The sequence below is a fragment of the Pseudomonas sp. lyk4-TYG-107 genome, assembly GCF_030209055.1.
Lineage (GTDB): Bacteria > Pseudomonadota > Gammaproteobacteria > Pseudomonadales > Pseudomonadaceae > Aquipseudomonas > Aquipseudomonas putida_A.
Map to the genome: position 1 here is coordinate 87,798 of NZ_JARVST010000006.1, position 21,533 is coordinate 109,330.

The window sequence follows — 21,533 nt, forward strand, 5'->3', positions numbered from 1 at the left end:
ACCACGAACTCTCTGCGGAAAACGCCGTCATACCCTTCAGTTTGAGCCTGCCGCCGAGTGAATCGTCGGTGTGTCCCGCCACTTTCGAGATGGAGCATTTGTGCAGATGAGCACCCCCGCCAAGATCGCCCCGAAGCTTCCCGACAGCATCTTCCGCGCCTATGACATTCGCGGCACCGTGCCGGAATTCCTCAATGCCGAAACCGCTTACTGGATCGGCCGCGCCATCGGCTCACAGAGCCTGGCCCAAGGTGAACCGAATGTTTCCGTCGGTCGCGACGGTCGCCTGTCCGGCCCGGAGCTGGTTGCAGAACTGATCCGCGGTATCGCCGAGAGCGGCTGCCACGTCAGCGACGTCGGCCTGGTCCCGACGCCTGCGCTGTATTACGCGGCGAACGTATTGGCCGGCAAGTCTGGGGTGATGCTCACCGGCAGCCATAACCCGTCGAACTACAACGGCTTCAAGATCGTGATCGCCGGCGACACCCTCGCCAACGAGCAGATCCAGGTGCTGCACGAGCGCATCAAGACCAATGACCTGACCAGCGGTCAGGGCAGCGTGACCCAGGTCGAAATCCTCGACCGCTACACCACCGAAATCGTCCAGGACGTCAAACTGGCCCGACGTCTGAAAGTCGTGGTCGACTGCGGCAACGGCGCGGCCGGCGTGATTGCCCCGCAACTGATCGAAGCGCTGAACTGCGAAGTCATCCCGCTGTTCTGCGAAGTCGACGGCAACTTCCCCAACCACCACCCGGATCCGGGCAAGCCCGAGAACCTCGTCGACCTGATCGCCAAGGTCAAGGAAACCAATGCCGACCTCGGTCTGGCCTTCGACGGCGATGGCGACCGCGTCGGCGTGGTGACCAACACCGGCAGCATCGTCTACCCGGACCGCCTGCTGATGCTGTTCGCCCGCGACGTGGTGGCGCGCAATCCGGACGCGGAAATCATCTTCGACGTCAAATGCACCCGCCGCCTGGTGCCGCTGATCAAGGAATACGGCGGTCGCCCGCTAATGTGGAAGACTGGCCATTCGTTGATCAAAAAGAAAATGAAACAATCCGGTGCTCTATTGGCCGGTGAGATGAGCGGGCACATCTTCTTCAAGGAACGCTGGTTCGGTTTCGACGACGGTATCTACAGCGCCGCACGGCTGCTGGAGATCCTCAGCAAGGAAAAATCCACCGCCGAAGAGCTGTTTGCGACCTTCCCGAACGATATTTCTACGCCGGAAATCAATATCCATGTGACCGAAGAGAGCAAATTCAGCATCATTGATGCACTGCACGACGCACAGTGGGGCCCAGGCGCCGACCTGACCACCATCGACGGCGTGCGGGTCGATTACGCCAAAGGCTGGGGCCTGGTACGCGCCTCCAACACCACTCCGGTGCTGGTGCTGCGCTTCGAGGCCGATGACGAGGCTGAATTGCAGCGCATCAAGGACGTGTTCCACGCCCAACTGAAACGCGTTGCACCTGATCTCCAACTACCGTTCTGATTCACCCGGAGCCCTGAATGACCCTCGAACGCGAAGCCGCCGCCCACACCGCCCAGGTTCTGTCCGAAGCGTTGCCTTACATCCGACGTTATGTCGGCAAGACCCTGGTGATCAAATACGGCGGCAACGCGATGGAAAGCGAGGAGCTGAAAACCGGCTTCGCCCGCGACATCGTCTTGATGAAAGCCGTGGGCATCAACCCGGTGGTGGTTCACGGCGGCGGCCCGCAGATCGGTGATCTGCTCAAGCGCCTGTCGATCGAAAGCCACTTCGTCGATGGCATGCGCGTCACCGACGCCGCGACCATGGACGTGGTGGAAATGGTCCTCGGCGGTCAGGTCAACAAAAGCATCGTCAACCTGATCAACCGTCACGGCGGCAGCGCCATCGGCCTGACCGGTAAAGACGCCGGGCTGATTCGTGCGAAGAAACTGACCGTCACCCGCCAGACCCCGGAGATGACCCAGCCGGAAATCATCGACATCGGTCATGTGGGCGAAGTGGTCGGGATCAACACCGAGTTGCTGAACCTGCTGGTCAAAGGCAACTTCATCCCGGTGATCGCGCCAATCGGCGTGGGTGAGAACGGCGAGTCGTACAACATCAACGCCGACCTGGTGGCCGGTAAAGTCGCCGAAGCGCTGAAAGCCGAGAAGCTGATGCTGCTGACCAACATCGCCGGCCTGATGGACAAGTCCGGCACCGTGTTGACCGGCCTGAGCACCCAGCAGGTCGACGACCTGATCGCCGACGGCACCATCTACGGCGGCATGCTGCCGAAGATCCGTTGCGCACTGGAAGCGGTTCAGGGCGGTGTTGGCAGCTCGCTGATCATCGACGGTCGCGTACCGAACGCGATCCTGCTGGAAATCTTCACCGACACTGGTGTGGGCACGCTGATCAGCAATCGCAAGCGTCCGTAAGCCGTCGCGGAAACGAAAAGACCCCGCTCAGCCTGACTGAGCGGGGTCTTTTTTTGCCTGCAACCCCTGTAGGAGCTGCCGCAGGCTGCGATCTTTTGATGTTTTGCTTTCAAAAAACAAGATCAAAAGATCGCAGCCTTCGGCAACTCCTACAAGGGCAGCGCGTCAGACGCCGAACTGGGCGCGATACGCTTCCACGGCTGGCAAATGCTGCTTGAGCTGCGGGTCGTCGGCGAGGAATTCCAGCACCTGGTTCAGCGAAACGATGCTGATCACCGGAATACCGAAGTCACGCTCGACTTCCTGGATTGCCGACAATTCGCCGTTGCCACGCTCCTGACGGTTCAGGGCGATCAGCACGCCGGCCGCTTTGGCGCCGTCCTGAGACGCGATGATCTGCATCACTTCGCGGATCGCGGTGCCGGCAGTGATCACGTCGTCGATGATCAGCACGTCACCGGTCAGCGGCGCGCCGACCAGGCTGCCGCCTTCGCCGTGGGCCTTGGCTTCCTTGCGGTTGAAGCACCATGGCAGGTCACGGTTGTGGTGTTCGGCCAACGCGACAGCGGTGGTGGCTGCCAGCGGGATGCCTTTGTAGGCCGGGCCAAACAATACGTCGAAAGGAATGCCGCTTTCGGCGATGGCTGCCGCGTAGAAACGCCCCAGCTGCGCCAGGGCCGAACCCGAGTTGAACAGGCCGGCATTGAAGAAGTAAGGACTGGTGCGCCCGGACTTCAGGGTGAACTCACCGAAGCGCAAAACGCCGCGATCGATGGCAAAACGAATGAAATCGCGCTGATACGCTTGCATGAAAAAACCCCAAATACCACGGATTTAGCTAATTAGCTTGACGCCGTGTATCATACACGCACGCGATTTTTGGGGCCATTTATGCGGATCATCAGTGTGAACGTCAATGGTATTCAGGCTGCAGTCGAGCGTGGTTTGCTCAGTTGGCTGCAAGCACAGAATGCCGACGTCATCTGCCTGCAGGACACCCGTGCCTCCGCCTTTGAACTGGATGACCCAGCCTTCCAACTGGATGGCTACTTCCTTTATGCCTGCGATGCTGAAGTCCCTGCCCAAGGTGGCGTGGCTTTGTATTCGCGGTTGCAACCGAAGGCTGTCATCAGCGGTCTCGGTTTCGAGACGGCCGACCGCTACGGGCGCTACCTGCAAGCAGATTTCGACAAAGTCAGTATTGCCACCTTGCTGCTTCCTTCGGGGATGAACGGCGATGAGGACTTGAACCAGAAGTTCAAGCTCATGGACGACTTCGGCAAGTACCTGGACAAACAGCGGCGTAAACGTCGCGAGTACATTTATTGTGGCTCGCTGTACGTTGCGCAGCAGAAGCTCGACATCAAGAACTGGCGCGACAGCCAGCAATCCCCGGGCTTCCTGGCGCCAGAACGCGCCTGGATGGACGAGATTGTCGGCAACATGGGCTACGTCGATGCCCTGCGCGAAGTCAGCCGCGAAGGCGACCAATACAGCTGGTGGCCGGACAACGAGCAGGCCGAGATGCTCAATCTGGGCTGGCGCTTCGACTACCAGCTGCTGACCCCGGGCTTGCGCCGTTTCGTACGCAGCGCACGCCTGCCACGTCAGCCACGGTTCTCGCAGCACGCGCCGCTGATCGTCGACTACGACTGGACGCTGACCATATAAGCGTCGATCCGTCGTTAAAAAATGCCCGTATCGCGAGATACGGGCATTTTTTATGCCGCGCCTGAAGCCGTCCTGACCTCAGACGGCGACAAATAACGGCAAGGCCAGGTAAAGCTTGATGACGATCACGTTGATGATGTCGATGAAGAATGCACCGACCATCGGCACCACCAGAAACGCAATCTGCGAAGGCCCGAAACGCTGCGTCACCGCCTGCATGTTGGCAATGGCGGTTGGCGTTGCGCCCAGGCCAAAACCGCAATGCCCCGCCGCCAGGACCGCCGCGTCGTAGTTACTGCCCATCACTCTGAATGTCACAAAAATCGCAAACAGCGCCATGACCAACGTTTGCGCAGCCAGGATGATGAATATCGGCAGTGCCAACGCTGCCAGATCCCAGAGCTTGAGAGACATCAAGGCAATTGCCAGAAACAGCGACAGGCTGACATTGCCCAGCACCGACACTTCACGCTCGAATACCTGATACAGGCCCAGCGCCGATAGCCCGTTACGTAGCATCACCCCCACAAACAAAACGCAGACAAACGTTGGCAACTCGAATGCGGTTCCGTGCAGAAAGCCATTCAGAAGATTGCCAGCCAATAAACTGACCGCAATCAATGCCAGTGTCTCGATAAACGAAAAGGGCGTAATCGAGCGCTCTTTGTTCGGCTGCTCAAAACCCTTTGGCATCCGTGGCGTTTCTTGAAACTGGCAACCGGGCACCTCAACGCGCTTGATGAGCAGGCGGGCCACAGGCCCACCTATCAAACCGCCCAGGACCAAGCCGAAGGTTGCCGAGGCGATTGCAAGCTCGGAGGCCGAAGCAAGGCCGTACTTTTCACTGAATACCGTGCCCCACGCCGCCCCCGTACCGTGACCGCCCGCAAGCGTGATCGAACCCGTCAGGAGCCCCATCAACGGATCAAGACCCAACGTTTTGGCAAGGCCAATGCCCAAAGCGTTCTGAACCACCAGAAGCCCGGTAACCGCCAGTAGAAATATGCCGACTACGCGACCACCCTTTTTCAGGTTGGCAAAGTCTGCGCTCAAACCGATTGTGGCAAAGAACGCCAACATCAACGGCGTCTGCAGTGAAGTATCGAATCTGATTTCTATATCAAAAGTTCGCAATATCAATAAACCCAGCGCAACCACCAGTCCACCGGCGACGGGTTCAGGAATATTGTAATTACGCAGGAATCCGACTCGTGCAATAAGTCCACGCCCCAGTAATAGCACCAGAGAGGCGGCCACGAGCGTTCCATAAAAATCGAGCTGGATCATTGGGGATATTCTTGGCTATTTATTCATCAGGCGCACTTTTACCCGCGCACGCCTATTGAATCGGCTGATTGTCTCAACACTGATTGATGTGGAATTCAAGGGCCTTTGATGGCTTGAATATATCGAGATATTTCTGAAGCAATGTTGCGCGGAGCAACCTTAACAATCGACAAGTCCTGTTGCCAAGGACTGAGATTGCGTTAAAGCATTGCAGTTGTGACTAAAAGTGTAGGCGTTAGATATATAAAAAATATCCACTACCGCTTGTCGCAGATAGAACTGCTCCTACACGAAAGAGTAATTATTCGAGTTGCAAAAACACAAATGCCCTGACAAGTCAGGGCATTTAAATTAAAACTTTGCGAGACACGGAGGCTTTGCATTGATCTTTATTTGATCAGTCGCCAAGTGAATGGATAACGGTAGGGAAAGCCTTCGTTCGCCTTCACCCCAGCAATGATCGTCAGCACCAATGCGCCGATGGCCAGCAGGCCCAGCAAGAAGAAGCCGATGATCAACACCATCAGCAGCAGACAGATCGCGGCGGCAATCGCCACGGTGATCTGAAAATTCAGCGCTTCCTTGCCCTGAGCGTCAATGAACGGATCGGTTTCGCGCTTCATCTGCCACAGGATCAGCGGCCCGATCAGGTTGCCGAACGGAATCCAGATCCCCAGCAAGGCGGACAAGTGACAAAACATCGCCCATTGGCGAACCTCCTGGCTCGGCTTGGGCAGCAACTCTTGCTCATCACTCATCACGTCCTCCTTGCGGGTTGCGAACCTGCTCAGTCGGCCAGTGCAGCCTTTTGCAGTTCGAAGATTTCGTTCATGCCTTTCTTCGCCAGTTCCAGCATGGCGTTCAGATCTTCAGGCTGGAACGGCGCGCCTTCGGCGGTGCCCTGGACTTCGATGAAGCCACCGGTGCTGGTCATCACCACGTTGAGGTCGGTCTCGGCGGCGGAATCTTCAAGATAGTCCAGATCCAGCACCGGCTCGCCCTGATACATACCGACCGACACGGCGCCGATCATTTGCTTGAGCGGGTCGCCGCCTTTCAGGCCGCCGCGCTTCTTGATCACTTTCAACGCATCGACCAGTGCCACCATCGCGCCGGTGATGGACGCGGTGCGGGTGCCGCCGTCAGCCTGGATCACGTCGCAGTCGACGTACAGGGTGACGTCGCCCAGCTTGGACATGTCCAGCGCAGCGCGCAGGGAACGACCGATCAGGCGCTGGATTTCCAGGGTGCGGCCGCCCTGCTTGCCACGGCTCGCTTCACGCTGGTTACGCTCGCCAGTGGCGCGCGGCAGCATGCCGTACTCGGCGGTCAACCAGCCCTGGCCCTGGCCTTTGAGGAAACGCGGCACGCCGTTTTCGACGCTGACGGTGCAGATGACCTTGGTATCACCGAATTCGACCAGTACGGATCCCTCGGCGTGTTTGGTGTAGTTGCGGGTAATGCGGATCGAGCGAAGCTGATCGGCAGCGCGACCACTTGGACGTTTCATAGGGAATACCTGTACTGGGGACGGAAAACTGCCGAGCATTATAGAGCGCTGCACCGCGCCTGGGCACGGGTTAAAAATTCCAACCGTCGACCCAGGGCCCTGAAACACGCATAACCGACGGCCTGCAGCCCTTTGTCACACCGTGTGTTTGGGCGCATCCGCCGCACTGCGCTACAATCCTGCGCCTTTGCTGCCAGTCGGCTTAAATTCATTGATATCGAGCCTGCGGAACATCCCTTCTGCGCCGATCTGCATTGCGAGGTCACCGCCATGGTGCACAGCATGACCGCCTTCGCCCGCGTCGAGAAAGCCGGCGTCCAGGGCACCCTGAGCTGGGAACTGCGCTCGGTCAACAGCCGCTATCTGGAACCGCACCTGCGCCTGCCGGAGTCGTTCCGCGACCTCGAGGGCGCCGTGCGTGAAGCCCTACGTCAGGGCCTGTCGCGGGGCAAACTGGAATGCACCCTGCGTTTCACTGAAGAAAGCACCGGCAAGCCGTTGCAGGTCGACCGCGAGCGCGCCGCGCAACTGGTCGCCGCCGCCGAAACCGTTGCCGGCCTGATCAAGAACCCGGCAGCACTCAACCCGCTGGAAGTGCTGGCCTGGCCCGGCGTGCTGGTGGCCGACGCCACTGATCCACAAGCGCTGAACGCCGATGCGCTGGCGCTGTTCAATCAAGGTCTCAAGGAACTCAAGGCCGGCCGCGAGCGCGAAGGCGCGGAGTTGGCACGCCTGATCAACGAGCGCCTGACTTCCATTGAAGAGGACGTCGTGACCTTGCGTGAACTGGTGCCGCAGATGCTCGCGACCCAGCGTCAGAAAGTCCTCGACCGCTTCACCGACATGAAGGCCGAACTGGATCCGCAGCGCCTGGAACAGGAAATGGTCATGCTCGCGCAAAAGAGCGATGTGGCCGAAGAACTGGATCGCCTGAGCACCCACATCATTGAAGTGCGCCGGGTGCTCAAGTCCGGCGGTGCCGCCGGTCGGCGCCTGGACTTCCTGATGCAGGAGCTCAACCGCGAAGCCAACACACTGGGCTCCAAGGCCTTCGATCCGCGCAGCACCCAGGCCGCCGTCAACCTCAAGGTGTTGATCGAGCAGATGCGCGAACAAGTGCAGAATATTGAGTAAGGCAACAGACATGACCCACAGCACCGGCACCCTGTACATCATTTCCGCGCCATCGGGCGCAGGCAAGAGCAGCCTGGTCAAGGCTTTGACCGATGCCAATCCGGAGATCCGCGTCTCGATCTCCCACACCACCCGCGCCATGCGTCCGGGTGAAGTGGACGGCGTGAACTATCACTTCGTGACTCGCGAAGAGTTCGTGAAGATGGGCGAGCACGGCGATTTCCTCGAACGCGCCGAAGTCTTCGGCAACTTCTATGGCACCTCGCAAAGCCGTCTGCAGCAAACGCTGGACGAAGGTCACGATCTGATTCTGGAAATCGACTGGCAAGGCGCCGAACAAGTGCGCAAGCTGATGCCGCAGGCACGCTCGATCTTCATCCTGCCGCCGTCGCTGCAGGCCTTGCACCAGCGCCTGACCAACCGTGGCCAGGACAGTGACGAGATCATTGATGGCCGGATGCGCGAAGCCGTCAGCGAGATGAGCCACTATGTCGAGTACGACTATCTGATAATCAACGACGATTTCGCCCATGCACTGGACGATCTGAAGGCGATTTTCCGCGCCAATCAGCTGCAACAGAAACGCCAGCAGGTACGTTTCGGCAAATTACTGGCCGAACTGCTCGGTTAATCAGCACTTCCCAAAACCGCTGCAAGCGCTTTACATTGGTGCTTGCAGCGCGTTGAAGGGTCTGGTCAAAAAATCAGCGCTTCCCTAATCGCTGGTGATTTTTTAAACTGCTCAGTCCGCTCGCCCAACCGGGCAGCGCGCATATTGCATTCGCTCCGAGGAATACCATGGCCCGCGTAACCGTTGAAGACTGCCTAGAACACGTGGAAAACCGCTTTGAGCTGGTCATGCTCTCTACCAAGCGTGCCCGTCAACTGGCCACCGGCGGCAAAGAGCCACTGGTCCAGTGGGAAAACGACAAGCCGACCGTTGTCGCCCTGCGTGAAATCGCAGAAGGCCTGATGAGCTACGAGTTCATCGCCGAGCAGGAAATCGTCCACGAAGACCCGGTCTTCGCTGCGTTCGAGGACGAGTCCAACGAGGCCGTCTAAGCCTATGCCTGGTCGACGTAGCACGGCGCGGGAACACAGCCTACGGCAGGAGTCATCATGCCGAGCATAGACGCCCTCGCCGATCGCTTATCGACCTACCTCGGCAACGACCAGGTCAACCTGGTCCGCCGAGCGTATTTCTACGCCGAACAAGCCCATGACGGTCAGCGCCGTCGCAGTGGCGAGGCGTACGTCACGCATCCTCTTGCGGTGGCGAATATTCTTGCCGACATGCACATGGACCATCAGAGCCTGATGGCCGCGATGCTGCATGACGTGATCGAAGACACCGGTATCGCCAAAGAAGCGCTGCAAGCGCAGTTCGGTGAAACCGTGGCCGAACTGGTCGACGGGGTCAGCAAACTGACCCAGATGAACTTCGAGACCAAGGCCGAAGCCCAGGCCGAAAACTTCCAGAAAATGGCCATGGCCATGGCCCGCGACATTCGCGTGATCCTGGTCAAACTTGCCGACCGCCTGCACAACATGCGCACGCTGGAAGTGCTGTCCGGGGAAAAACGCCGCCGGATCGCCAAGGAAACCCTCGAAATCTATGCGCCCATCGCCAACCGGCTGGGCATGCACGCCATTCGTATCGAATTCGAAGACCTCGGCTTCAAGGCGATGCACCCGATGCGTTCGGCGCGGATCTACCAGGCGGTCAAGCGCGCCCGGGGCAACCGCAAGGAAATCGTCAACAAGATCGAAGAGTCCCTCGGCCACTGCCTCGCGATCGACGGCATCCAGGGCGAAGTCAGCGGTCGCCAGAAACACCTCTACGGCATCTACAAGAAAATGCGCGGCAAGCGTCGGGCCTTCAACGAGATCATGGACGTCTATGCGTTCCGGATCATCGTCGACAAGGTCGATACCTGCTACCGCGTGCTGGGTGCTGTGCATAATTTGTACAAACCGTTGCCGGGGCGCTTCAAGGATTACATCGCGATTCCCAAGGCCAACGGCTATCAGTCGCTGCACACCACGCTGTTTGGCATGCACGGCGTACCGATCGAGATCCAGATCCGCACCCGCGAAATGGAAGAGATGGCCAACAACGGCATTGCCGCCCATTGGCTGTACAAGTCCAGCGGTGACGAGCAGCCGAAAGGCACTCACGCCCGCGCCCGTCAGTGGGTCAAAGGTGTGCTGGAAATGCAGCAACGTGCCGGCAACTCGCTGGAATTCATCGAGAGCGTGAAGATCGACCTGTTCCCGGACGAGGTCTACGTGTTCACGCCCAAAGGCCGGATCATGGAGCTGCCCAAGGGCTCCACGGCGGTCGACTTTGCCTATGCGGTGCACACCGACGTCGGCAACAGCTGCATCGCCTGCCGGATCAACCGCCGTCTCGCACCGCTGTCCGAACCGCTGCAAAGCGGCTCCACGGTCGAGATCGTCAGCGCGCCAGGCGCGCGGCCGAATCCGGCGTGGCTCAACTTCGTGGTCACCGGCAAGGCACGTACGCACATCCGCCATGCACTGAAACTGCAACGTCGCTCCGAGTCCATCAGCCTCGGCGAACGCCTGCTGAACAAGGTGCTCAACGGTTTCGACAGCTCGCTAGAGAAAATTCCGACCGAGCGCGTCAAGGCGATGCTCACCGAATACCGCCTCGAACTGATTGAAGATTTGCTCGAAGACATTGGTCTGGGCAACCGCATGGCCTATGTCGTGGCGCGCCGCCTGCTTGGCGAAGGCGAGCAGCTTCCTAGCCCGGAAGGCCCGCTGGCGATTCGCGGTACCGAAGGTCTGGTGCTCAGTTACGCCAAATGCTGCACGCCGATCCCGGGCGACCCGATTGTCGGGCACCTGTCGGCGGGCAAAGGCATGGTCGTGCACCTGGACAACTGCCGCAACATCAGCGAAATCAGGCACAACCCGGAAAAATGCATCCAGCTTTCGTGGGCCAAGGATGTCACCGGCGAATTCAACGTCGAGCTGCGCGTCGAGCTGGAACACCAGCGCGGCCTGATCGCCCTGCTGGCCAGCAGCGTCAACGCGGCCGACGGCAATATCGAGAAAATCAGCATGGACGAGCGCGATGGCCGCATCAGCGTCGTCCAACTGGTGGTCAGCGTCCACGACCGTGTGCACCTGGCCCGCGTGATCAAGAAACTGCGCGCCCTGACCGGGGTCATCCGCATCACCCGCATGCGTGCCTAATTCACACCTAACAAGGAGTCATACATGACCAAGACCGTAATCACCAGCGACAAGGCCCCAGCCGCCATCGGTACCTACTCCCAGGCGATCAAGGCCGGCAACACTGTCTACATGTCGGGCCAGATTCCTCTGGACCCAAAGACCATGGAACTGGTTGAAGGCTTCGAAGCCCAGACCGTCCAGGTGTTCGAGAACCTCAAAGCCGTGGCTGAAGCCGCTGGCGGTTCGTTCAAGGACATCGTCAAGCTGAACATCTTCCTCACCGACCTGAGCCACTTCGCCAAGGTCAACGAGATCATGGGCAAGTACTTCGATCAGCCGTACCCGGCCCGCGCCGCCATCGGCGTTGCTGCCCTGCCGAAGGGTTCGCAGGTCGAAATGGATGCCATCCTGGTCATCGAGTAATGCGCACGGCGCAGCCTTCAAACGCTGCGCTGACTGCTCTGCGGTAAAGAAAAGGTTTTGAAAGGATTCCACCATGCGCAAAGCGCTTGCTCTCTCGCTGCTCGCCATTTTCCTCGGCGGCTGTGCCAGCGACCCCGCCGACCGTGACATCAGCGGCACCTGGATCAACCAGGTGGCGATCGACGCTGCTGCCAAGGGCGGCCCCCTGCGCGAAGCGCTTCAGGCCTATGGCCCGAACCTGGAGTGGGACGTCAACACCAAGGCCGGTCAGGCCCGCTACACCAACGGTTTCGAGAACGTTGAAGGACGGCTGCAGGGGGAACAGTCCGGCGCCTGGAAAGTCGACTTCTATGGCAGCTCCGGCAGCGAGCTGAAACGCGACGGCGGCCGGATGAAACAAGCCGCCACCGAGAACGAGCCGGATCAGTTGTTCGACCGTGCGCAAATCCCCGTACCGGAAGGCGCGCCAATCGGCGCCAGCTTCGAACGCGCACTGTATTCGGCCTATCTGGGCGGCAGCTGGAAGATTGCCAGCGGCGACGGCGAAGGCAACACCGTGCAGTTCCAGGCCGATGGCCAGGTCTCCGGCCTGCCCGGCGCCGACCGCTATGCCCTGTGCCTGGCAGGCGACTGCGCCTCAATGAACAGCGACCACGACAGCATGTGGCTGCAACTCAACGGCCAGGGCAACAACTGGATCTTTGCCCGCAAAGGCAAGGCGCTGGAGATTTTCCAGGCGGTGAACAGCGCACTGGCGGATGAAATGCCGCAGTTCACCCCGGGTGAGCGCAAGTGGTTGCTTGAGAAGCAGTAACCGCGCCTGAGAGCAACGCATAACCCTGTGGGAGCGGGCTTGCTCGCGAAGAGGGTGTGTCAGTCGACATCATGTTGCCTGACACACCCTCTTCGCGAGCAAGCCCGCTCCCACAGTGGTTTGTGGTGTCTGGAAGTCAGCATTTACCTTCAAGAATCGCCGCATAGCCTTCACGGTAACTCGGATACGTCGGCGTCCAGCCCAGTGCCTTCGCCCGGGCATTGCTGCAGCGCTTGCTGCCGGTGCGGCGTACGCTGGCGTCTTCCGCCCAATCGGTGACACCCAGATACTCGCGCAACCAGGCGACCACTTCGGCCAGCGGTGCCGGCGCATCGTCCACTCCGATATAAACATCCTGCAACGGCGTGCCCTGATGAGCTGCCTGCAGCAGAAACGCCATCAGCCCTGCTGCGTCATCAGCGTGAATGCGATTGCCGTACAGCGGTGGCTCGACCGCCACCCGATAACCACGACGCACCTGAGTCAGCAGCCATTCACGTCCCGGGCCGTAAATGCCGGTCAGGCGCACGATGCTCGCCGGGATACCGCTTTTCAGCGCCACTTGCTCAGCCTCAAGCATCACTCGCCCGGAATAGCCGCTGGCGACGGTCGCTGAATGCTCGTCGACCCACTCCCCTTCCTGCTGCCCGTACACACTGCTGCTGGAAACGAACAGCAGCCGATCAGGCGTCTGCCCGTAGTCGTCCAGCCAACTCAGTACATTCTGCAAACCCTGCACGTAAGCCGCACGATAACCTGCTTCATCGTGATCAGTGGCGGCCGCGCAATACACCAGATAATCCACCGCCCCGAATGGCCAGTTTTCCGGGCAGTCTTCCTTGAACAGGTCACCCGCCACGCCGATGACGCCATCCGGCAAACGCGAAACATCACGGCGCAGACCATGCACCTCCCAGCCGGCGGCCAACAATTGCGTAGCCAGACGACTGCCGACGTCACCGCAACCGGCAATCAAAACAGAAGGCGCGGACATCAAAAAACTCCCAAACGAAAGGAACAGATTAGCCCTCGCAAAGGACGAACGGCTAGCAATGAAGGAAAAAAAGAAACTCTATTACTTTTGTTAACAAGAATTACTTGCAATAATGCACCCCACTTTTGTTCTCGGCCTCACGAGGCCTGGAAGAGCATCAACCGTTTTCTACTTCAGGTCCGGCCAGCATGACACGTAATCAAAACCCCGCTTCGCCAACCAAACGACCTCGCGCCTTCAGCGCGGTGGCGGCCCTGCTGCTCAGCCTGATGCTGGCGCCGACCGCCGCCTTCGCCGATGCCCAGGCGCCAGCCGCCCCGGCTGCCACCGAACAACACGCACCTGCCGCCGCCGCGCCAGCCACCACCGATCCGGTGCAGGCGGTAGATGCCAGTCCGGCCGACGCGCCTGAAGTGCTCGAACCTGACAACAGCTTGGGCATGGCCCACGACCTGTCGCCATGGGGCATGTACCAGAACGCCGACATCATCGTGAAAATCGTGATGATCGGTCTGGCCATCGCTTCCATCATCACCTGGACCATCTGGATCGCCAAAGGCTTCGAGCTGATGGGCGCCAAGCGTCGTCTGCGCGGTGAAATCGCTGCCCTGAAAAAAGCCGCGACCCTCAAGGAAGCCAGCGCCACTGCGGCAAAGGAAGGCACCCTCGCCAACCTGCTGGTGCACGACGCCCTCGAAGAGATGCGCCTGTCGGTCAACAGCCGCGAGAAAGAAGGCATCAAGGAGCGCGTCAGCTTCCGTCTTGAGCGTCTGGTCGCAGCCTGTGGCCGTAACATGAGCAGCGGCACCGGCGTCCTCGCCACTATCGGCTCCACCGCGCCGTTCGTCGGCCTGTTCGGTACCGTGTGGGGCATCATGAACAGCTTCATCGGCATCGCCAAGACCCAGACCACCAACCTCGCCGTCGTGGCGCCGGGCATCGCCGAAGCGCTGCTGGCTACCGCGCTGGGTCTGGTTGCTGCGATTCCTGCGGTGGTGATCTACAACGTGTTCGCCCGCTCCATCGCCGGCTACAAGGCGCAGGTGTCCGACGCTTCGGCGCAGGTCCTGTTGCTGGTCAGCCGTGACCTCGATCACCAGCCTGAGCGCAGCAGCTCGCAACCACACATGGTGAAAGTGGGGTAATCGGCCATGGGCCTGCATTTGAAAGAAGGCGCAGACGACGATCTGGCCGAGAACCACGAAATCAACGTCACGCCGTTCATCGACGTGATGCTGGTGCTGTTGATCATCTTCATGGTGGCCGCGCCGCTGGCTACGGTGGACATCAAAGTCGACCTGCCGGCCTCGACCGCCAAACCGGCGCCGCGCCCGGAGAAACCGGTGTTCCTCAGCGTTAAAGCTGATCAGCGCCTGTACATCGGCGACGATGAAGTGAAAGCCGAAACCCTTGGCGCCGTGCTCGACGCCAAGACCCAGGGCAAGAAAGACACCACCATCTTCTTCCAGGCCGACAAAGGCGTGGACTACGGCGACCTGATGAGCGTGATGGATAAACTGCGCTCGGCCGGTTACCTGAAGGTCGGTCTGGTGGGCCTTGAGAGCGCAGCCAAGAAATGATCACGACGCGCCATAAGCTGACGCGTTACAGCGGTAGCCTGGCCGTGGTGCTGGGCGTTCACGCGCTGGCCATCGCGCTGGCGCTGAACTGGACCGCCCGCCCGCCCATCGAACTGCCGCCGCAGGCAATGATGGTCGAGCTGGCACCGGTTCCGACCCCGCCACCGCCTGCTCCGCCGAAAGTCGTCACACCGCCGCAGCCACCGGCTCCGGTTGAAGAGTTGCCGATTCCGAAACTGGCTGAAGCACCCAAGGCCGAGATTGCCGTACCGAAGCCCAAACCCAAGCCAAAACCGAAACCGCAGCCGCCCAAACCGGTCGAGAAAAAACCGGAACCGGTGAAGGAAAAACCTTCCGAGGAAAAACCGGCGGAGACGCAGCCGACCCAGGCACCGACGGAGAAATCCGCCCAGCCGGCACCGGGACCGTCGCCCGCACAAATGGCCGCCAAGGCCAGCTGGCAAAACACCCTGCTCGCGCACTTGGGCAAGTACAAGAAGTATCCGGCCAGTGCGCAGGCTCGCGGCAAGGAAGGCTTGAACCGTCTGCGTTTCGTCGTCGACGCTGAAGGCAATGTGTTGTCGTTCGAACTGGTGGGCCGCTCGGGCAACGCCGATCTGGATCGGGCCACCCTGGAAATGATCCGCCGCGCACAACCGCTGCCCAAGCCACCGGCCGACATGCTGAACAATGGCTCGATCGAAATTGTCGCGCCGTTTGTGTACTCGCTGGATAAACGCCGCTAACGCGATGCAAAACCTGTGGGAGCTGGCTTGCCAGCGATTGCAGTGTGTCAGACAAGGATTATGAACTGACCCTCCGCTATCGCTGGCAAGCCAGCTCCCACAAGTTTCTGTGTCAGCCAGAAGAACCCGACCCAAAAGGCACCGAAAGGTGCCTTTTGCCTATCTGGCAACGGCAAACTCACATTGCCCGGTGTCGCATTCCTCACTCAGTCTGATAACGTGCGTCTATCGATTGCAGCCGTTATGCTTGGCCCGCAACTTCATGGACGCTTGCTATGACCCTCACAGAATTACGCTACATCGTTACCCTCGCCCAAGAGCAGCACTTCGGCCACGCCGCCGAGCGTTGCCACGTCAGCCAGCCGACCCTGTCGGTGGGCGTGAAAAAACTTGAAGACGAACTCGGTGTGCTGATTTTCGAGCGCAGCAAAAGCGCCGTGCGCCTGACCCCGGTCGGCGAAGGTATCGTCGCCCAGGCGCAGAAAGTCCTGGAGCAGGCGCAAGGCATCCGTGAGCTGGCCCAGGCCGGCAAGAACCAGCTGACCGCTCCGCTGAAAGTCGGCGCGATCTACACCGTCGGGCCGTACCTGTTCCCGCACCTGATTCCACAACTGCACCGGGTCGCCCCGCAGATGCCGTTGTACATCGAAGAAAATTTCACCCACGTGCTGCGCGACAAGCTGCGCAACGGCGAGCTCGACGCGATCATCATCGCCCTGCCGTTCAACGAAGCCGACGTGCTGACCCTGCCGCTGTACGACGAGCCGTTCTACGTCTTGATGCCAGCCCAGCACCCGTGGACGCAAAAAGAATCCATCGACCCGGGCCTGCTCAACGACAAGAGCCTGCTCCTGCTCGGCGAAGGCCACTGCTTCCGCGACCAGGTGCTTGAGGCCTGCCCGACCCTGACCAAGGGCAACGACGGCGCCAAACACACCACAGTGGAATCCAGCTCGCTGGAGACCATCCGCCACATGGTCGCCTCCGGCCTGGGGATCTCGATCCTGCCGTTGTCGGCTGTCGACAGCCATCACTACGCCCCGGGCGTGATCGAAGTACGCCCGCTGTCGGCGCCGGTGCCATTCCGCACCGTGGCGATTGCCTGGCGCGCGAGCTTCCCGCGGCCGAAAGCCATCGAAATCCTCGCCGACTCCGTTCGCCTGTGCTCGGTGGCCAAACCCGCCGCGCCGGTCACGGCCGGTTAAGCCAGAGTCATGACTGAGCTGTCGCAAGTGTCGGTGACGGCACTCAAGGGTGTCGGCGAAGCCATGGCCGAGAAACTGGCCAAGGTCGGCCTGGAGAATCTCCAGGACGTGCTGTTTCACCTGCCGCTGCGTTATCAGGATCGCACCCGCGTGGTGCCGATCGGCCACTTGCGACCGGGCCAGGACGCGGTGGTCGAAGGCACCGTCAGCGGTGCCGACGTGGTCATGGGCCGGCGCCGCAGCCTCGTCGTGCGCATGCAGGACGGCACCGGCGGCCTGAGCCTGCGCTTCTACCATTTCAGCAATGCACAGAAAGAAGGCCTCAAGCGCGGCACGCGGATTCGCTGCTACGGCGAAGTCCGGCCCGGCGCTTCGGGGCTGGAAATCTATCACCCGGAATACCGCGCCATCACCGGTGACGAACCGCCGCCGGTGGACGAAACCCTGACCCCGGTTTACCCGCTCACCGAAGGCCTGACCCAACAGCGCCTGCGCCAGTTGTGCATGCAGACCCTGACGCTGCTCAAGCCAAACACCCTGCCCGACTGGCTGCCGACCGAACTGGCCCGCGACTACCAACTGGCGCCGCTGGCCGACGCGATCCGCTACCTGCACAACCCGCCCGCCGATGCCGATGTCGATGAGCTGGCCCTCGGTCATCACTGGGCCCAGCATCGGCTGGCCTTCGAGGAGCTGCTGACCCATCAACTGTCGCAACAGCGTCTGCGCGAAAGCATGCGTTCGCTGCGCGCGCCGGCGATGCCGAAGGCGAAAAAACTGCCACCGAAATACCTGGCCAACCTCGGCTTCAACCCGACCGGCGCGCAACAACGCGTGGGCAACGAAATCGCCTACGACCTCAGCCAGCACGAACCGATGCTGCGGCTGATTCAGGGCGATGTTGGCGCGGGCAAAACCGTGGTCGCCGCCCTCGCGGCACTGCAAGCGCTGGAGGCCGGTTATCAGGTCGCGCTGATGGCGCCGACCGAGATCCTTGCCGAGCAACACTTCATCACCTTCAAGCGCTGGCTCGAACCGCTGGGCATCGACGTCGCATGGCTGGCAGGCAAGCTCAAGGGCAAGAACCGCGTCGCCGCACTGGAACAGATCGCCAGCGGCACGCCGATGGTGGTCGGCACCCACGCGCTGTTCCAGGATGAAGTGCAGTTCAAGAACCTGGCGCTGGTGATCATCGACGAACAACACCGCTTTGGCGTGCAGCAGCGTCTGGCGCTGCGGCAGAAAGGCGTCGGCGGGCGCATGTGTCCGCACCAACTGATCATGACCGCCACGCCGATCCCCCGCACGCTGGCGATGAGCGCCTACGCCGACCTCGACACCTCGATCCTCGACGAACTGCCGCCCGGTCGCACCCCGGTCAACACCGTACTGGTCACCGACACCCGTCGCGTCGAAGTCATCGAACGGGTGCGCAGCGCCTGCGCCGAAGGGCGTCAGGCCTATTGGGTGTGCACCCTGATCGAAGAGTCGGAAGAGCTGACCTGTCAGGCCGCCGAAACCACGTTCGAAGACCTCACCGCCGCCCTCGGCGAGCTGAAAGTCGGGCTGATCCACGGGCGCATGAAGCCCGCCGAAAAAGCCGCGGTCATGGCCGAATTCAAGGCCGGCAACCTGCAACTGCTGGTCGCCACCACCGTGATCGAAGTCGGTGTGGACGTGCCCAACGCCAGCCTGATGATCATCGAAAACCCCGAGCGCCTCGGCCTCGCGCAGTTGCACCAGTTGCGCGGTCGCGTCGGCCGGGGCAGCGCGGTCAGCCATTGCGTGCTGCTCTACCATCCGCCGCTGTCGCAGATAGGCCGCCAGCGCCTGGGCATCATGCGCGAGACCAACGACGGTTTCGTCATCGCCGAAAAAGACCTCGAACTGCGCGGCCCCGGCGAAATGCTCGGCACCCGTCAGACCGGTCTGCTGCAATTCAAGGTCGCCGACCTGATGCGCGACGCCGATCTGCTACCCGCCGTGCGCGATGCTGCGCAAGCGCTGCTGGAACGCTGGCCGACTCACGTCAGCCCATTGCTCGACCGTTGGTTGCGCCACGGGCAGCAATACGGCCAAGTGTGAGCACCGTCGCAGTTTGTGCAGGATCGTTCCTACAGAGCTGGTTATACTCCTGCCATTGTTTCAAAAACGGATACAGACCATGACTGACGCAGCTCTCGCCCCCGAACTCCCGCACGCGCCGTCTGTAATTCGGCTGCTGCTCGGCAAGCTGGGGATCGCCTACGAAGAAGTGCTCGACCACCACGGCCTCAACGCTTCGCGCAAGGTACAAGCCGTGTTGCTGGACGATGCCGTCGGCGCGCTGATGGTGCTGTTTCCGCAGAGCCAGTTGCTCGACCTCAACCGCCTCGCCGAACTCACTGGCCGACGCCTGACCGCCGTGTCCACCGAGCGCCTGGAAAAGATGCTCGGCAAACACAGCCTGAGCCTGCTGCCGGGCCTGCCGGCGCTGACCAGTTCGCCGTGTCTCTACGAAGAGAGCCTGCTGCGCGAACCGAAGCTGCTGATCAACTCCGGCGAGCCGGGCCTGCTGCTGGAAATCACCAGCGAAGCCTTCAAGAGCATGCTGACCAAGGCCAGCGCCGCCAACTTCGGCGAAGCCCTGAGCAGCATCCGCCCGAACCTTGATCGCCCGGACGATGACCGCGAGGAAATCACCCAGGCCGTGCAGGCATTCACAGCACGCCGGATCCAGCAGCGTCTGGAAGCGACCATCGAAATTCCGCCGCTGGCTGAGACCGCGCAAAAAATCATCAAGCTGCGCGTCGACCCCAACGCCACCATCGACGACATCACCGGCGTGGTCGAAACCGACCCGGCGCTGGCTGCACAAGTGGTGAGCTGGGCGGCGTCGCCGTACTACGCTTCGCCGGGCAAGATCCGCTCGGTGGAAGACGCGATCGTTCGCGTACTGGGCTTCGATCTGGTGATCAACCTGGCGCTGGGTCTGGCCCTCGGCAAGACCCTGAGCCTGCCGAAAGACCACCCGCAACACACCACGCCGTACTGGCAGCAGTCGATCTACACCGCCGCCGTCATCGAAGGCCTGACCCGCGCCATGCCGCGCGCCCAGCGCCCGGAAGCCGGCCTGACCTACCTCGCCGGTCTGCTGCACAACTTCGGTTACCTGCTGCTGGCCCACGTGTTCCCGCCGCACTTCTCGCTGATCTGCCGCCACCTGGAGGTCAACCCGCACCTGTGCCACAGCTACATCGAGCAGCACCTGTTGGGCATCAGCCGCGAACAGATCGGCTCGTGGCTGATGCGCTACTGGGACATGCCCGATGAACTGGCCACCGCCCTGCGCTTCCAGCACGACCCAAGCTACGACGGCGCCTACGCCGAATACCCGAACCTCGTCTGCCTGGCCGTGCGCCTGCTGCGCAGCCGCGGCATCGGCTCCGGCCCCGACGAAGACATCCCCGACGCCCTGCTCGAACGCGTCGGCCTGACCCGCGACAAGGCAAATGACGTGGTCAGTAAAGTCCTCGAAGCCGAAGTCCTGCTGCGCGAACTGGCCTCGCAGTTCAGCCAGGCCTGAACCAAAACAGGCCCGCTCCCCCAAGGTTTACACAACCCCTGTGGGAGCGAGCCTGCTCGCGAAGAATCCACCTCGGTTTCCTGGATGTACTGAGCACCTGTGGCGAGGGAGCTTGCTCCCGCTCGACTGCGCAGCAGTCGCAAAACCAGCCAACAAGATATGCCTGACACAACAAGGCCTCAGGGTTCAGGGCCGCTCCGCAGCCCAGCGGGAGCAAGCTCCCTCGCCACAAAAGCTCTTCTCATCAAGACTCGGCTCAAGCCTTAGGCTTGGCCTTCCTCGGCTTCAAATACTTCATCAACCCCTGAAACCACATCACCAGCGCCGGATTCCCCTTTAGCTGAATCGACTTGTCCTGAATCCCCTGCATAAACGCCAGCTGCTTGTTCTTCGCCTGCATCGTGGCAAAGGCATAACCCGCATCCTTGAACGCAATCGCAAACGCCGGCTCCGCCACCACCCCAGACTTGCTGGTAACGCGCTGATTCTTCACCACGAAATGCCGCGCCACTTTCCCGTCCAGCGTCTGCAGCTGAAACACCAGATCCTTGTCACCCAACTGCTGCTGGAACGCAGGATTTGTCCGGCTGGCCTTCCCCATCAACAAACCCATCATCCACAGAAGAAAACGAAATTTCATGCGCACAGCCTCAAAAGGAAAATGAACGGCCGGGGCAGTGTAAGGGATTCAGACGATAACGCCACTATCGGCCGCTATTGGAAGATGATGCAGCCCATTTCCCGCACGATGACCGCCAAGTCACACTTCTGCACCCACCGTCCTACACCTGTTGAAACACATCCCTGTAGGAGCTGCCGAAGGCTGCGATCTTTTGACCTTCCAGCCTGCAAACCTATGGGAAATTTCCTGCAAGGCGTGGTGTTGTGCGTGAACTAGGCAGGATGATGGTTCATCGATAGCCTCAATAGGTCACCACGAATTGGTGATACGGACGTGCAAGTCCGGTGA

General features: G+C 60.7%; 20 protein-coding genes and 1 pseudogene. 15 read left to right on the forward strand and 6 right to left on the reverse strand.

From position 1 onward, the window contains the following. Nucleotides 1–127: 127 nt before the first annotated feature. Nucleotides 128–1,504: pseudogene (locus QRN61_RS06170) on the forward strand (phosphomannomutase/phosphoglucomutase); the annotation flags it as partial. Nucleotides 1,505–1,521: 17 nt separating this feature from the next. Then, the gene (gene argB / locus QRN61_RS06175; RefSeq protein WP_285373423.1) at nucleotides 1,522–2,427 is read left to right on the forward strand and encodes an acetylglutamate kinase; all 906 of its coding nucleotides are present in this window, start codon (nucleotides 1,522–1,524) and stop codon (nucleotides 2,425–2,427) included. 165 nt (nucleotides 2,428–2,592) lie between these two features. Here argB and pyrE read toward each other — a convergent pair whose 3' ends face one another. Then, nucleotides 2,593–3,237 carry an orotate phosphoribosyltransferase gene (gene pyrE, locus QRN61_RS06180; protein WP_011336558.1) on the reverse strand — a complete coding sequence of 215 codons (645 nt, stop codon included), beginning with the start codon at nucleotides 3,235–3,237 and terminating at the stop codon, nucleotides 2,593–2,595. Between the two features lie 81 nt (nucleotides 3,238–3,318). On the opposite strand from pyrE, the gene crc reads away from it, so the two are divergent. Beyond that, nucleotides 3,319–4,098, forward strand: a complete 780-nt coding sequence (gene crc / locus QRN61_RS06185; RefSeq protein WP_003229491.1) for a catabolite repression control protein Crc — start codon at nucleotides 3,319–3,321, stop codon at nucleotides 4,096–4,098. Nucleotides 4,099–4,176: 78 nt separating this feature from the next. Here crc and gltS read toward each other — a convergent pair whose 3' ends face one another. The 3 genes from gltS to rph form a co-directional block, all read right to left on the reverse strand. Continuing rightward, nucleotides 4,177–5,385: a sodium/glutamate symporter gene (gene gltS / locus QRN61_RS06190; RefSeq protein ID WP_285373424.1), complete on the reverse strand. Its 1,209-nt coding sequence runs from the start codon at nucleotides 5,383–5,385 to the stop codon at nucleotides 4,177–4,179. Between the two features lie 389 nt (nucleotides 5,386–5,774). After that, nucleotides 5,775–6,143, reverse strand: coding sequence for a DUF4870 domain-containing protein (locus QRN61_RS06195; RefSeq protein WP_003229492.1), 369 nt, complete (start codon nucleotides 6,141–6,143; stop codon nucleotides 5,775–5,777). Between the two features lie 29 nt (nucleotides 6,144–6,172). Further along, complete coding sequence (gene rph / locus QRN61_RS06200; protein ID WP_027610407.1) at nucleotides 6,173–6,895, reverse strand: ribonuclease PH; 723 nt, start codon at nucleotides 6,893–6,895, stop codon at nucleotides 6,173–6,175. A gap of 270 nt (nucleotides 6,896–7,165) precedes the next feature. Here rph and QRN61_RS06205 point away from each other — a divergent pair, with 270 nt between their 5' ends. From QRN61_RS06205 to QRN61_RS06230, 6 genes are all read left to right on the forward strand, one after another. Further along, the gene (locus tag QRN61_RS06205; RefSeq protein WP_047596795.1) at nucleotides 7,166–8,029 is read left to right on the forward strand and encodes a YicC/YloC family endoribonuclease; all 864 of its coding nucleotides are present in this window, start codon (nucleotides 7,166–7,168) and stop codon (nucleotides 8,027–8,029) included. 10 nt (nucleotides 8,030–8,039) lie between these two features. Beyond that, entirely contained in the window at nucleotides 8,040–8,660 is a 621-nt protein-coding gene (gmk, locus tag QRN61_RS06210; RefSeq protein ID WP_003229498.1) for a guanylate kinase, read from the forward strand. Nucleotides 8,661–8,827: 167 nt separating this feature from the next. Next, nucleotides 8,828–9,091: a DNA-directed RNA polymerase subunit omega gene (rpoZ, locus tag QRN61_RS06215; protein ID WP_003229503.1), complete on the forward strand. Its 264-nt coding sequence runs from the start codon at nucleotides 8,828–8,830 to the stop codon at nucleotides 9,089–9,091. Nucleotides 9,092–9,148: 57 nt separating this feature from the next. After that, nucleotides 9,149–11,254, forward strand: coding sequence for a bifunctional GTP diphosphokinase/guanosine-3',5'-bis pyrophosphate 3'-pyrophosphohydrolase (spoT, locus tag QRN61_RS06220; RefSeq protein ID WP_064389568.1), 2,106 nt, complete (start codon nucleotides 9,149–9,151; stop codon nucleotides 11,252–11,254). A gap of 24 nt (nucleotides 11,255–11,278) precedes the next feature. Further along, nucleotides 11,279–11,659: a deaminase RidA gene (ridA, locus tag QRN61_RS06225; protein ID WP_003229509.1), complete on the forward strand. Its 381-nt coding sequence runs from the start codon at nucleotides 11,279–11,281 to the stop codon at nucleotides 11,657–11,659. A 73-nt stretch (nucleotides 11,660–11,732) separates the two neighbouring features. After that, nucleotides 11,733–12,473 carry a putative periplasmic lipoprotein gene (locus QRN61_RS06230; RefSeq protein ID WP_007962358.1) on the forward strand — a complete coding sequence of 247 codons (741 nt, stop codon included), beginning with the start codon at nucleotides 11,733–11,735 and terminating at the stop codon, nucleotides 12,471–12,473. A gap of 136 nt (nucleotides 12,474–12,609) precedes the next feature. On the opposite strand, the gene QRN61_RS06235 is transcribed toward QRN61_RS06230, so the two are convergent. Continuing rightward, nucleotides 12,610–13,467 carry an SDR family oxidoreductase gene (locus tag QRN61_RS06235; RefSeq protein WP_096795393.1) on the reverse strand — a complete coding sequence of 286 codons (858 nt, stop codon included), beginning with the start codon at nucleotides 13,465–13,467 and terminating at the stop codon, nucleotides 12,610–12,612. Between the two features lie 188 nt (nucleotides 13,468–13,655). On the opposite strand from QRN61_RS06235, the gene exbB reads away from it, so the two are divergent. The 6 genes from exbB to QRN61_RS06265 all read left to right on the forward strand — a co-directional run bounded on the left by exbB (nucleotide 13,656) and on the right by QRN61_RS06265 (nucleotide 20,563). Beyond that, complete coding sequence (gene exbB / locus QRN61_RS06240; RefSeq protein WP_166495212.1) at nucleotides 13,656–14,612, forward strand: tonB-system energizer ExbB; 957 nt, start codon at nucleotides 13,656–13,658, stop codon at nucleotides 14,610–14,612. A 6-nt stretch (nucleotides 14,613–14,618) separates the two neighbouring features. Beyond that, nucleotides 14,619–15,047, forward strand: a complete 429-nt coding sequence (gene exbD, locus QRN61_RS06245; protein ID WP_047297280.1) for a TonB system transport protein ExbD — start codon at nucleotides 14,619–14,621, stop codon at nucleotides 15,045–15,047. Beyond that, the gene (locus QRN61_RS06250) at nucleotides 15,044–15,793 is read left to right on the forward strand and encodes an energy transducer TonB family protein (protein WP_095137707.1); all 750 of its coding nucleotides are present in this window, start codon (nucleotides 15,044–15,046) and stop codon (nucleotides 15,791–15,793) included. Before exbD ends, QRN61_RS06250 begins: the two co-directional genes overlap by 4 nt. A gap of 275 nt (nucleotides 15,794–16,068) precedes the next feature. Continuing rightward, nucleotides 16,069–16,998 carry a hydrogen peroxide-inducible genes activator gene (locus QRN61_RS06255; protein WP_007962352.1) on the forward strand — a complete coding sequence of 310 codons (930 nt, stop codon included), beginning with the start codon at nucleotides 16,069–16,071 and terminating at the stop codon, nucleotides 16,996–16,998. Between the two features lie 9 nt (nucleotides 16,999–17,007). Further along, entirely contained in the window at nucleotides 17,008–19,083 is a 2,076-nt protein-coding gene (recG, locus tag QRN61_RS06260; protein WP_027610400.1) for an ATP-dependent DNA helicase RecG, read from the forward strand. Between the two features lie 79 nt (nucleotides 19,084–19,162). Next, the gene (locus QRN61_RS06265; RefSeq protein WP_095137709.1) at nucleotides 19,163–20,563 is read left to right on the forward strand and encodes an aminoacyl-tRNA deacylase and HDOD domain-containing protein; all 1,401 of its coding nucleotides are present in this window, start codon (nucleotides 19,163–19,165) and stop codon (nucleotides 20,561–20,563) included. A gap of 256 nt (nucleotides 20,564–20,819) precedes the next feature. On the opposite strand, the gene QRN61_RS06270 is transcribed toward QRN61_RS06265, so the two are convergent. Further along, entirely contained in the window at nucleotides 20,820–21,203 is a 384-nt protein-coding gene (locus QRN61_RS06270; RefSeq protein ID WP_003229522.1) for a helicase, read from the reverse strand. Between the last annotated feature and the right edge of the window lie 330 nt (nucleotides 21,204–21,533).